This window comes from Prochlorococcus sp. G4PB17 (assembly GCF_059772445.1).
The window spans coordinates 1,274,052-1,286,974 of record NZ_CM186288.1 but is presented as its reverse complement, the minus strand read 5'-3'; the positions used below and the strand labels follow the sequence as shown (position 1 = coordinate 1,286,974).

The 12,923-nt window shown below is 35.2% G+C and carries 12 protein-coding genes; 4 read left to right on the top strand and 8 right to left on the bottom strand.

Annotated elements, in window-relative coordinates:
- Nucleotides 1-67 precede the first annotated feature (67 nt).
- Nucleotides 68-2,974 (top strand): aminomethyl-transferring glycine dehydrogenase, encoded by a 2,907-nt coding sequence (gene gcvP / locus AC6EJB_RS07485; RefSeq protein WP_498490706.1) that lies wholly within the window; start codon nucleotides 68-70, stop codon nucleotides 2,972-2,974.
- Between the two features lie 123 nt (nucleotides 2,975-3,097).
- The gene (locus AC6EJB_RS07480) at nucleotides 3,098-3,358 is read left to right on the top strand and encodes a hypothetical protein (RefSeq protein WP_498490705.1); all 261 of its coding nucleotides are present in this window, start codon (nucleotides 3,098-3,100) and stop codon (nucleotides 3,356-3,358) included.
- 3 nt (nucleotides 3,359-3,361) lie between these two features.
- Here AC6EJB_RS07480 and AC6EJB_RS07475 read toward each other — a convergent pair whose 3' ends face one another.
- From AC6EJB_RS07475 to rpmI, 7 genes are all read right to left on the bottom strand, one after another.
- Complete coding sequence (locus tag AC6EJB_RS07475; protein WP_498490704.1) at nucleotides 3,362-4,510, bottom strand: glycosyltransferase family 4 protein; 1,149 nt, start codon at nucleotides 4,508-4,510, stop codon at nucleotides 3,362-3,364.
- A 36-nt stretch (nucleotides 4,511-4,546) separates the two neighbouring features.
- Entirely contained in the window at nucleotides 4,547-5,740 is a 1,194-nt protein-coding gene (locus tag AC6EJB_RS07470) for an NAD-dependent epimerase/dehydratase family protein (protein ID WP_498490703.1), read from the bottom strand.
- A 56-nt stretch (nucleotides 5,741-5,796) separates the two neighbouring features.
- Nucleotides 5,797-5,964: a high light inducible protein gene (locus AC6EJB_RS07465; RefSeq protein WP_498490702.1), complete on the bottom strand. Its 168-nt coding sequence runs from the start codon at nucleotides 5,962-5,964 to the stop codon at nucleotides 5,797-5,799.
- A 50-nt stretch (nucleotides 5,965-6,014) separates the two neighbouring features.
- Nucleotides 6,015-6,821: a thiazole synthase gene (locus AC6EJB_RS07460; RefSeq protein WP_498490701.1), complete on the bottom strand. Its 807-nt coding sequence runs from the start codon at nucleotides 6,819-6,821 to the stop codon at nucleotides 6,015-6,017.
- Nucleotides 6,822-6,849: 28 nt separating this feature from the next.
- Nucleotides 6,850-7,407 (bottom strand): tetratricopeptide repeat protein, encoded by a 558-nt coding sequence (locus tag AC6EJB_RS07455; RefSeq protein ID WP_498490700.1) that lies wholly within the window; start codon nucleotides 7,405-7,407, stop codon nucleotides 6,850-6,852.
- A gap of 143 nt (nucleotides 7,408-7,550) precedes the next feature.
- Nucleotides 7,551-7,898: a 50S ribosomal protein L20 gene (rplT, locus tag AC6EJB_RS07450; protein WP_498490699.1), complete on the bottom strand. Its 348-nt coding sequence runs from the start codon at nucleotides 7,896-7,898 to the stop codon at nucleotides 7,551-7,553.
- 53 nt (nucleotides 7,899-7,951) lie between these two features.
- Complete coding sequence (gene rpmI, locus AC6EJB_RS07445) at nucleotides 7,952-8,149, bottom strand: 50S ribosomal protein L35 (RefSeq protein WP_038654742.1); 198 nt, start codon at nucleotides 8,147-8,149, stop codon at nucleotides 7,952-7,954.
- A gap of 93 nt (nucleotides 8,150-8,242) precedes the next feature.
- Here rpmI and AC6EJB_RS07440 point away from each other — a divergent pair, with 93 nt between their 5' ends.
- Both AC6EJB_RS07440 and AC6EJB_RS07435 read left to right on the top strand, forming a co-directional pair.
- Nucleotides 8,243-9,796: a SpoIID/LytB domain-containing protein gene (locus AC6EJB_RS07440; protein ID WP_498490698.1), complete on the top strand. Its 1,554-nt coding sequence runs from the start codon at nucleotides 8,243-8,245 to the stop codon at nucleotides 9,794-9,796.
- A 45-nt stretch (nucleotides 9,797-9,841) separates the two neighbouring features.
- Nucleotides 9,842-11,158 carry a glycosyltransferase family 2 protein gene (locus AC6EJB_RS07435; RefSeq protein WP_498490697.1) on the top strand — a complete coding sequence of 439 codons (1,317 nt, stop codon included), beginning with the start codon at nucleotides 9,842-9,844 and terminating at the stop codon, nucleotides 11,156-11,158.
- A gap of 13 nt (nucleotides 11,159-11,171) precedes the next feature.
- Here the strand turns inward: AC6EJB_RS07435 and AC6EJB_RS07430 are convergent, their stop codons facing one another.
- Nucleotides 11,172-12,881 (bottom strand): DNA polymerase III subunit gamma/tau, encoded by a 1,710-nt coding sequence (locus AC6EJB_RS07430; protein WP_498490696.1) that lies wholly within the window; start codon nucleotides 12,879-12,881, stop codon nucleotides 11,172-11,174.
- Nucleotides 12,882-12,923: the final 42 nt, after the last annotated feature.

Here is a 12,923-nt window from a genome sequence, read left to right as displayed (position 1 = left end):
AAGGAATTTTTCTCTACAGTGGCATTCCCTCCAATAACTTAACTTGCTTGTGCTTGAGAACAAGCTCATGTCAAAAGCAGAACTAAAGGATTTCACTTTTAAGTCTCGCCATTTAGGTCCAACCAATGATGACGAAGCTTTTATGCTTCAACACCTTGGCTTTGAAAATTTGGAAGATTTCATATCTTCTGTAATTCCTAATGAAATCTTTGATTCAGAAAATCATAGTGTTTCTATCTCATGTGGGTGTGATCAAAATGACGCGTTAAAAGAAATCAATATTATTTCCAAGAAAAATATTGAAAATCGATCATTGATTGGCCTTGGTTATCATTCGACAGTCATACCTCCAGTTGTGCAAAGGAATGTATTGGAAAATCCCAATTGGTATACGGCTTATACTCCTTATCAAGCAGAAATATCTCAAGGCAGATTAGAAGCCTTATTTAATTTTCAGACTCTAATAAGTGAATTAACAGGTTTGACAATTGCAAATGCGTCTTTACTCGATGAAGCAACTGCAGTGGCTGAGGCAATAAGTTTGAGTTTGGCTGTTAGAAAAAATAAAAAGGCTAATAAATTTTTAGTAGATCAAGAAACTTTGCCTCAAACATTTGACGTATTAAAAACTCGATGTGAACCACTGGGAATTGTACTTGAGTTCTTTGATAATAAGAATTTTGAAATTGATAATAATGTCTTTGGAATACTTATTCAGTTACCTGGTAAAAATGGTCGTCTTTGGGACCCAACTTCAGTAATTAATAAGGTACATAAATGTGATGCAATTGTTACCATCTCAATTGACCCATTGGCTCAAGTTTTGATTAAACCAATGGGAGAATTTGGTGCAGATATTGTTGTTGGAAGCGCGCAAAGATTTGGTGTTCCTATTGCATGTGGTGGACCACATGCAGCCTTTTTTGCAACTAAAGAAATATATAAAAGACAAATACCAGGTAGGATTGTTGGCCAATCAGTTGACGTGGATGGTAATCAAGCTTTGAGACTTGCGCTTCAAACAAGAGAGCAACATATTCGAAGAGATAAAGCAACAAGTAACATTTGCACAGCTCAAGTTCTATTAGCTGTTCTTTCTTCTTTCTATGCAGTTCATCATGGTCCACATGGTCTTAAGAAAATTGCAAAAAAGATCCTTAAATATAGATCAGATTTTGAATCTATTTTAAGTTTTTTGGAATATCCTTTAGATAGATATTCTGGGTTTGATAGTATTGATATATATTGTCCAGAAGCATCAAAAGTTATTCAGTTATCTTCTGAAGAAGGATATAATCTTAGAGTTCTTCCTGTCGGATCAGATATTGAAAATGCTAAGGGGTTTGGTGTAACTTTTGATGAATTAACTTGTAACCAAGAAATTGATAAATTATATCAAATACTTGCCAAAGTTAAAGGTAAGAATGTTCATGATATTTCTAATCTTATTAATGAAAATGATCCAAGAATAGATATGCCTCTTCGTGAAAAACCCTGGCTTGAACAAGCGGTATTTAATCAATATCAAAGTGAGACTGATTTGATGAGATATATTCATTTTTTAGTATCGAAAGATTTTTCCTTGGTACAAGGAATGATTCCACTTGGCAGTTGTACGATGAAATTGAATGCATCTGCTGAACTTTTACCTATTGAATGGAGCGAGTTTTCTTCCATCCATCCTTTTGCTCCTCCTGATCAATTAGCTGGATTTCAGAAAATAATTAAAGATCTTGAAAGGTGGCTGTCTGATTTAACCGGTTTTCAGGGAGTTTCTCTTCAGCCCAATGCCGGTTCTCAAGGAGAATTTGCTGGTTTGCTTGTAATACGTTCATGGCATAAGTCTCTTGGTGAGGAGCATAGAAATATTTGCTTGATTCCGACTAGTGCCCACGGTACCAATCCGGCTAGCGCGGTCATGTCTGGTCTGAAAGTTGTATCTGTTAAATGTGATGAATACGGCAATGTTGATTTGGAAGACTTAAAAAATAAAGCAAAGATTCATTCAAAGAATTTGGCTGCATTAATGGTTACCTATCCCTCAACACATGGAGTATTTGAGCCAAATATTCGTGACATTTGCCAAGTTATTCATCAAGAGGGCGGTCAGGTTTATTTGGATGGTGCAAATCTGAATGCTCAAGTAGGTATTTGCAGGCCTGGAACTTATGGCATAGATGTCTGCCATTTAAATCTTCATAAAACTTTTTCCATTCCTCATGGAGGAGGAGGCCCAGGCGTAGGACCCATAGCTGTTGCAAGCCATTTGGTTCCTTATCTTCCTGGACATTCAATTGTGAGTTGTGGAGGCGAAAAGGCTATTTCGGCAGTTTCTGCAGCTCCATTTGGCAGCGCTGGAATATTGCCGATCAGTTGGATGTACATTCGAATGATGGGTAGCGATGGGTTACGCAAAGCAAGTTCAATTGCAATTCTCTCTGCTAATTATTTAGCAAAAAGACTTGATCCTTATTATCCAGTTTTATTTAAAGATCCCAATGGCTTGGTAGCTCATGAATGTATATTAGATTTACGACCTTTAAAGAGTCAGTTAGGTATAGAAGTTGAGGATGTTGCTAAGAGATTGATGGATTATGGATTTCATGCTCCAACAATAAGTTGGCCTGTTGCGGGTACTTTGATGGTTGAACCAACAGAGAGTGAAAGTTTGTCTGAATTAGATCGTTTTTGTGATGCGATGATTGGCATAAGAGAAGAAATTGAACAAATAAAATTAGGAAAGATTGATCCTATTAATAATCCTTTAAAACAATCCCCACATACTTTAAAAACAGTTACTTCCGATAATTGGGACAAACCTTATTCTCGAAAAGAAGCAGCTTATCCATTGCCAGACCAGGAAAAATATAAATTTTGGCCATCAGTTTCACGTATTAACAATGCTTATGGAGACAGGAATTTGATATGTAGTTGTCCTTCAGTTCTTGAATTAGAAGATAGTAATTCTTTTTAAGGACTGGTTAAAACTTCTTTTATTAGTTAAATTTCAAGCGAAAACCAAATCATTGGTTTTTTTGGGCTGTTTTGTAATTTTTCTATTAATCTTTGCCGCAGCCTTAAATTATATGGGGGCCAAATGAACAAAAAGACATCTTTTGATCTGGCAGATCAAATAAAGAAAAAGGATGATTTGTCCTTGCCTTCTTTTTCTAATTGCTTTGAAACTGTTTTGAACAAAGGACAACTTTTACAAGTTGCTGGAACTAATGTCGTTCGAGTCCCATTTGGGGTTCGTCAGCCTAAGAAACAAAGGCCAGCAAAACTTTCTAGATGGGCAACTTTGGTATTACCTTTGCAATCTTTTGATTCCCCAACTCCACCTCCTCATGCTGCTTAAAAACTAAGCAGCAATATTTGATTGTTTTTTGTTAAGTACTTCTTCGTAATAACTTCTCAATTGTTTTGTAGCTCCTGCCCATCCCCATTTCTCAGCTTCTAAGCGAGCTGATTTTCTCATTGCTGTGCGTTCTATTTCGTTGCCCAATAATTTTTTAGTAGCCTCAATTAAACTTAAAGCCCCATCATTTTCTCCATCAGGATTGTATAAACATCCATTTTCTCCATCAGAAATGATATCTGGGATTCCGCCTTTATTTGCTCCAACCACTGGGCATCCAGCAGCCATTGCTTCTAAAAGAACTAATCCCAAGGTTTCTGTACTTGAGGGAAATAAGAAAGCATCACCAGATGCATAAGCACTTGCTAGTTCATTTCCACTTAAATATCCAACAAATGTAGTAGAGGTTCCCTGGAAAATTTTTTCCAATTGTTGTCTATACGGACCATCTCCAACAAGAGCTAATCGAGTGCTTGGGAGTGCTTCAAGTACAGGTCTAATTCTTTCAATTTGTTTTTCTGCTGATAGTCTTCCGACATATATCAATAGAGATCCTTCATCGCTGAACTTTCCTAAAAGACGCTTTCTCATTTGTTCATCTCTTAGTTCTGGTTTGAAAATATCTGTATCAACTCCTCTTTGCCACAACGCGGTATTTTGAATTCCTTTTTCTGAGAGTTCTTTCACCATTGCAGTGGAAGTACAAAGATTTAAGGTTGCTTGATTATGAGCAGCTTTTAACAATTCCCATAAAAGCGGCTCTAACATTCCCATTCCATAGTGTTCTAAATATTTAGGCAAATGAGTGTGGTAACTGGCTACAAGGGGAATATTGTTTGTTTTAGCTAGCCAAATACCACCCAATCCCAATACTGCAGGATTAACTACATGTATTAGGTCAGGTTTAAAGCTTTCTAATTCATCGGAAACACCTGGACCTGGAAGTCCCAATTTTAGTTCTGGATATAAAGGTAAGGGCATCGCGGGAACACCTACAACTTTTGCACCCATATAGTTTGATGGACAGCCGTCTGGACAGAAAACAGTAACCTCATCATCTGATTGCACTAGATTTTGAATTGTTTTGGTTAGACGCGTTACTATTCCATCAACTTTTGGAAGGAAAGTTTCTGTAAAAAAAGCTATTTTCACTGAGCGAGTATTTTCAAGAGTTTGTATTTGTTAGGTTTAGGTTTGATTTATTGCTTTTGCTTGAGTTGATGTCCATGCAGATACACAGGGGATTCGCTTTAAATCGCACCGATTGGAGAATTTTTTTGCGACATCTACAACTTCTGCTAAAAGTCCATTATCAAGAGTTGTTGGATCTAATCCAAGTTCAATAAAGCATCTATTATCAACTATTAAGTCATTTTCGACAGCTTCATTTCTTGGGTTTGGAAGATAATTGATTTTTGCTCCTGTGAGAGAGGCTACTTTTTTAGCTAATTCCCCTACTTGATGACTTTCCGTCATCTGATTGAAAATCTTAACTCTTTCACCTTTTTCTGGAGGATTCTCAAGTGCTAGTTGAACGCATTTGACTGAATCTCTTATATGAATAAAGGCTCTAGTTTGTCCACCAGTACCATGAACTGTTAATGGGTATCCAATAGCGGCTTGCATCAAAAATCTATTTAATACTGTTCCATAGTCACCATCATAATCAAATCGATTAGTGAGCCTTGGGTCACGGCTTGTAACTTCCGTATTTGTTCCCCAAACAATTCCTTGATGAAGATCAGTAATTCTGATTTGGTCGTTTTTGTTGTAGTAAAGAAAAAGCAATTGATCAAGCGTTTTTGTCATGTGATAAACGCTTCCAGGACTTGCGGGATGAAGAATTTCTTCTTCAAAACGAGTTCCATCTGGTTGAGGTACTTCTACTTTTAAGTAGCCTTCCGGAATGGTTGCTCCTCTATGTGACCCATAGCCATAAACCCCCATTGTTCCAAGATGAACAATATGAATATCTAATTGAGATTCAACGATTGCGGCAAGAAGGTTATGAGTACCATTGACATTGTTATCAACTGTATATCTTTTGGTTGCGCTGCTTTTCATGGAATAAGGAGCGGCACGCTGTTCTGCAAAATGAACAATTGAATCTGGTTTTTCCTCTATCAATAGATCTAAAAGCTTTTGATATTCTGAGGCAAGATCTAAATGAATAAATTTAATAGGTTTTCCACCTATCTCAGACCAAGCTTTAATCCTTTCGCCAATACTTGCAATTGGAGTTAAGGATTCAACTTCAAGGTCTATATCGATTTTTCGACGACTTAGATTATCCACGATGAATACATCGTGACCCTTGTCAGCAAGATTTGCTGCACAAGGCCATCCGCAGAAGCCATCACCACCAAGAACGAAAACTTTCACTCTAAACTCCAAAAGACAGAGCAAATGCTCATATTATTCAAGCTACTACAAGGGTTTCACTTGATTGTTAAAGAATATGCGATAAGCCCAACTACAAGGATAACTCCAGCAAGGGTAAAAAGCCAAGAACCTTTGTTGCCACTACTTTCTTTTGTAAGTATTTCAATTTTCGGCTCATCCGCAAAAACGTTTAGCCTACCTTGACTTTCTCTAGTGACTGCCATGGTTTTTTTGTTTAACAGCTTATTACGTTACTAATTTTTAAGGTATTACTCTAATTATTTGAAATAACTCCATCTAATGGCGAACTAGGATCTGCAAGTAGCTTCTTTTGCAGTCTGCCAGACAAATAAGCCTCTCTACCGGCCTCAGTGGCCTTGGAAAAAGCTTGGGCCATTAAAATAGGGTTTTGTGCTAGAGCTATTGCACTATTTATTAGAACTCCATCGGCACCCATTTCCAGCGCTTGAGCAGCTTCACTGGGAACTCCAATTCCTGCATCAACAATTATGGGTATTCGAGCTTCCTCAATAATTATGGCAATATTTGCTGCATTTTTTATGCCTTGAGCAGAACCAATGGGAGAACCCAGCGGCATCACAGTTGCACATCCAATTTCCTCAAGTTGTTTTGCAATCAATGGATCAGAATTAATATAAGGAAGAACAGTAAAGCCTTCTTTAACTAATTGTTCTGCTGCTTTTAAAGTTCCAATAGGGTCAGGTAATAAATATTTTTTGTCTGGAATTACTTCTAATTTGACAAAGTTATTAGTTTCTTGACCAGCTAACTTTGCTAACTCTCTCCCTAATCTTGCTACTCGAATAGCCTCTTCTGCATTTTTGCAACCTGCAGTGTTTGGAAGCATCCAAATTTTTTTCCAATCAATTGATTCAATTAAACCTTTATGTCCATTTTCGACTGCTTGAATTCTTCTAACTGCCACCGTAACTATTTCACACTTTGCTTGAATTATGCTTTTTTGCATTGCTTCTAATGATAAGTATTTACCTGTCCCAACAAAAAGTCGACTTTTAAATTCTTTATTTCCTATTTTCAGTAATTGATTTGTGCTTTGCATAGGTTTTATATGATTAATTAAGATTGATTTAGAAACCTTTTTTTCTTAATAATTGACTTTTATCTTTACCAATTATACGTTCAAGTCTCTTAATTTGAGATATCGCTGTTTTATTATTAGGATCTAGCTTTAAGACCTCTTGATAATTTTTATAAGCTTCATCTTCTTTTAGTAAGCGTTGATTAGCGAAACCTAAATTATTAAGTGCAACTGGATATTCAGATTTTGCGATCAATGCTTTTTTGTAATGAATTATCGCTGATTTGAAGTCATTTTGAGCAGCAAGTGCAAAGCCTAATGCATTCTCTATCAGTGCTTTTGCCTCCATAGGTTCTCCATCAAGTTTCTTTAATGCTTTTTTTAAAGTTGATGTCGCCTGAGGATATAACCTTTTCTTTAATTGAACCGATGCTAATTCATACATTTTCGCTGAATCTTCTTTTGTATTTGATTCTTCCTTTTCTAACTTTATTAGTTTGAGCTCATCTTTTCTAACTTTATATAGTTGTCTTCCAACTAAGATAGAAATAACTATTAATAGTACACATAATCCTATTAAATAAGTTTGAGGTAGATTAAGGGTCATTTTCTTAAGCCTCAAGTACTAATTTTTTGATTTTATAATAATTATTTATTTCTACCATATGATTGATTTTAGCAATTTCTTCTTTATCTGCTAAGTTTTTCTATCATTTTTACTTTAAAGAAGAAAAAATTATTAAAGTATAATTATTTTTTTGTATTAACCGCAATATTTGTGAATGTATTAGGATCTGCGACAGCCAATTGAGCTAACATTTTTCTGTTAATTCTTATATCTGCTTTCTTTAGACCACCAATAAATTTGCTGTAACTTAAACCATTTAGTCTTGCAGCTGCATTAATTCTTGCAATCCAAAGTCTTCTAAAATCACGCTTTCTTCTTCTTCTATCTCTGTATGCATTGCAAAGAGCTTTCATTACTCTTTGATTTGCTGTTCTGAACAGAGTTCCATTCCCCCCTCTAAAGCCTTTTGCTAGACGAAGGATTTTGTTTCTGCGTTTTCTAGCAACATTACCTCTTTTGACGCGTGCCATAATTAATAATCAGGAATCAAGATTCAATTGAACAAATAAACGTTCTTGGGGTCTTATGCATAAGGAAGCATAAGACTTACATTTTCTGCATCACGCTCGTCAACAACTGCTTTTGTTTTAAGGTGCCTTTTTAATTTAGGACTCTTATGGTCGAGCAAGTGATTGTGAAATGCACGACGTCTCATGAACTTGCCAGTGCCAGTTGCTTTGAACCGCTTTGCAGCAGCTTTGCGGGTCTTTAGCTTAGGCATTGAAAAAGCATAGTTAGTTCATAAGAATACGTCCTTAAGCTCACTTAAGCCAACCCAAATTTATTAAATTCTCGCTTAAAGGAGATTTTTGTTGTGATTAAAAGTGTTTTATTTGCTCAAAAGCGTTTTTTTGCCTGTAGCTTTTTTGTATTTATTGGCTTACATCATGCAAATAATGTCATTTTAGCAAATATAAACAAAGAAGATTTTTTCCCTACCCATCAGGCTCCTCCTAAGTCGATTTTAATTAGTTCTGAAAAGAATGTATTGCTTATTGGGCTCAAACCATATTTAGGTCAAGAAATTATTCATGGGAAAAGCGCACCACCTTTGAGTCTTGTTAGCAATGGCAGACATTTGATTTTACAGGATTCTAATGGAGTTATTCGAAAGGCTAAAGAAATTAAAATTGGTTGGCGAGCTAAACAATTAAGAAAGCCAAAAGTATTTGTTCGTCAGAAGATTGGCTCCTTGGCGAGCTTTGAGACTGCTGAAAGATTGGCAAATGATTTAAAAGATATGGATATTGAATCAATTATTGCTCATCCTTTGGATTGGGAGGTTTGGATATCTGGCGATATTCAGATTCCACAATCTATTAAGTCGACGTATCAAAAAATTAAAGTTTCAAAGTCTGTTGTTCCTTACTTAGATCAAAATGATGGAAAGATTGACTTAAAAGGCCCTATTTCATTGCATGCACCAGATGGTCTGCTTTGGGAAAATGGAATCTACGCTGGACCTTTTTCTATCCAATTAGATGCCTATGGTAGTTGGACATTGGTTGAGCATGTATCTATCGAGAGCTACCTAAATGGAGTTGTTCCTCATGAAATTGGTTTTAACTCTCCTGAAGCAGCTTTAGCAGCGCAGGCAGTGCTTGCTAGAACATGGGCGGTAGCTAATAAGCATAGATTTAAAGTTGATGGATACAATCTGTGCAGTGATACTCAATGTCAGGTATATAAGGATCCTTCTCAAGTTAATCAAAAGATAAAAATTGCGATCAAAAAAACTGCTGGCAAAATTCTTGTTTGGAATCAAAAGCCTATAAATACTGTTTATCACGCAACAAATGGCGGAGTTATGGCATCGCTTGATGAAGCATGGTCCACTAATTCAGTTCCTTATTTGCAAATGCGTTTGGATGGACCAAAAAATTGGTCTCGTGAAGTTGAATTACCATTGTCAAATGAAAAAAATTTGAAATCTTTTTTATTTACTGATTCTGAGGCTTTTGGTTCTGATCACTCGCTTTTTCGATGGACAAGAACGCTGGACTCTTTTCAAATTTCTCAACAGTTAAAGCAAGCTGAAAAAGTGTCTAGTTCTTTTCATCCAACAAAAATCAAGGCTGTCACTAGAGGTAATAGTGGCAGAGTTACTTCGTTAAAACTTGAGGGAAAAAATGGTTCAAAAGTATTTCTCAAACTTGATGAGATCCGACAGATTCTAAAACAATTACCAAGCACTTTATTTGTTGTTAAAGAAATTAAAGAAGGTAAATGGCTTTTTTCTGGTGGTGGTTTTGGCCATGGAGCAGGAATGTCGCAGTCTGGAGCTATAGAGTTAGCAAAAAATGGATGGACTACTCAACAAATTCTCTCTCATTATTATCCAAAAACAAAATATGGATTTTTGCCTTAGTGAGGAAAGCCCCTTAGAGTCATTAGTTGATAAAAGGATTGCTCCATGGCTTTAGCCAATATCAGTGGAGAAAACCGACGCACTAAATCAATATTATTTTTGATTTTTTGTGCTTTGGCAGGAATCTTTCCTCATCTGATTGAACCCACTAAGAATTTATACCCTTCCATCACTCTCGCAGTTTTTTTGGGTGTTTTTGGATTAAGAGTTGTCCTAAGAGACCGTAGAGAAAATTATCAATTGCGAGGAGAAAATCTAATTGAAGATAAAAATTTGTACGAAACTCTTCCTAAAGTTGATGTATTAGTAGCTGCACGTGATGAGGAAAATGTAATAGAGAGACTAGTCTCAAGACTGTTATCAATTGAATATCCAGTGGAGAAAATATCTCTGTGGATAATTGATGATGGAAGTCAAGATAATACACCTAGTTTATTAAAAGAATTAAGTACAAGTTTCTCTAGAATTAATGTTTTAAATCGCTCTAGGATGAGCGGGGGCGGTAAATCAGGGGCTCTTAACTCAGTATTAAAAAAAACTGATGGAGAATGGCTATTTATTCTTGATGCTGATGCACAATTACAGAGCAATGTATTACTTAGGGCGATAACTCTTGCCTTAAATGGTGGCTGGTCTGGTGTGCAGTTAAGAAAATCAGTTGTGAACTATGAGTTGAATCAAATTGCTGCTTATCAGGCAATGGAAATGGCAATGGATGCTGTCATTCAAAGAGGTCGACTTGCTACTGGTGGAGTTGCTGAGTTACGAGGTAATGGTCAATTAATAAATAGAAAAGTTCTTGAATCTTGTGGAGGATTTAATGAAAAAACTATTACTGATGATTTAGATTTGAGTTTCCGTTTTTTATTAACAAGATCGCCCATCGTAATAATGTGGGATCCACCTGTTCAAGAGGAAGCAGTTGAATCTATTTCTGCTTTATTTAGACAAAGAAAAAGATGGGCTGAAGGCGGACTTCAAAGATTCTTTGATTATTGGCCATTGCTATACTCTAAACGCTTATCAAATTTCAAGAAATTAGATTTAACTTGTTTCTTCTTGTTGCAATATGTTCTACCTGTTGTCTCATTTGTAGACTTTGTTGTATCAATTATTTTATTTAAAATGCCATTATATTGGCCCTTATCAATAGTTGCATTTGGTATTTCTAGTTTAGCTTTTTGGAAAGGTTGTTCTCAAAATAGTGAGGGTCCAAAATTACCATCACCTAATTTTATTAATATCCTTGGAGCAACAATTTACCTTGCACATTGGTTCATTGTTATACCTTTTATTGCGGTTAAGATGTCACTATTTCATAAGACTTTAATTTGGGAAAAAACTAATCATATTGGCTCTTAATTAAGTTATTATTTCATTCAAGATTTATAATTTCTCCATTAAAGAAATCAGCAAACTGCTTAGCTTTTATATCAATAGAGTTTGAATTTAGATTGTTTTCATGTTTAATTTTTTGTGAATCTTCTACATTATTTTGAGTCGTGTTACTATTAATTTTAAATTTATTTTCTTCTTTTTCTTCTTCTTTTTTGTTATGAATTATATTCTCTTTTTTTTGATTTATTAAGCTCTCTTTTTGTTGTCTTAAAATAACTTTAGTTGAAGAACCTATAGCTTTGAAAAATGCCTCTTCAATGAGATTCTTTCTACTTTGAATCATATTTATCCATTTTTCTGATATTATTATTTCTGCAGTATCTGTATTTAAATTTATTAATTTGGCTTGTTGTGAAAGAAGCATTTTTGTCGATGGAAGCTCTAACATAGCTATTACTTTATTCCAAATAGCTTCAAGATTGTAATTTACTATTTCTTCTGATTCCCCTGAATTATATTTCTCTCTTTTTAGTTCATCTTTAGTATTTGACGCTATATTTTTGGCAATATGATTTTGGTTTTCAGATTCAGATTCATTTGATAAGTGTGTTTCGTTCAAGGATTTTTTTATTCTTTTTTCTGATATTCCATCTTCGCTTGAAAGCATTCCAAGTAAATGAATTTCTAACCATAATTTTGGTTGGTTGCTATTTCTTATGTAATTTTCTGATCCTCTTAACTTGGATTGTAAACTTAGTATTTGTTCTAGATTTATTGAATTTGCTAATTCATTTAAATTTTTACTATTCTCTTTGGAAATACTATATAAATTTGTTTCATTATTTGCAACCTTAGAAACTACTAAGTCTCTTAATATAGATGCAACACCTTGTAAAATCGCAATTGGCTCTTTCCCTTTATTTATTAGGCTATTACAAATATTTAAAATAGAATTGGGATCTGTATTTGCTAAAGATTTTGCTAAATTAATTAACTCCTCTTCTGGTACCGCACCTATTAAGTTAATAATATTTGATTCGTTTATGGGTGCTGGAAGTAAGCTAACTTGGTCTAATAAGCTTTCGGCATCTCTCAACCCACCTTGGGAGTGCTTTGCAATTAAAGATATAGCACCTTCATTGATCATAATTTCTTCTTTTCTAGCAATATTGGATAAATGACTTTTCAAATCCTGCATACCTATTCTTCTAAAATCAAAACGCATACATCTGCTAAGAATAGTTGGCAAAACGCGTTGAGGATCAGTTGTCGCAAGAATGAAAACCACCTGTCGAGGAGGTTCTTCTAGAGTCTTAAGAAGTGCATTAAAAGCTGCAGTAGAAAGCATATGGCATTCATCAATTACATAAACTTTCCACCGAGCTTTAGCAGGAGCAAATCTTGATCTTTCTATTAATTCACGAATATTTTCAACACCTGTATTTGAAGCTGCATCAATTTCAATTACATCTAAAGCATTGCCAGAGTTAATCCCCTTGCAGAGTTCACATTCTCCACATGGCTTGATCGTCGCTTTGTCACTTTTTAAGCAATTTAAAGATTTAGCAAAAATTCTTGCACTGGAAGTTTTACCTGTGCCTCTAGGGCCAGAAAATATGTATGCTGGGGCAATTCGATTAGAGGTTAAAGCTTGTTTTAAGGTCGAAGAAATTGGATCTTGACCAATAAGTTCGTCAAATCGTGTCGGTCGATATTTTTGATGTAATGGCTCATAAGTCTCTATCATTTGCAATTGAAGATATTTATGAATTTAATCCTGATTTATTCG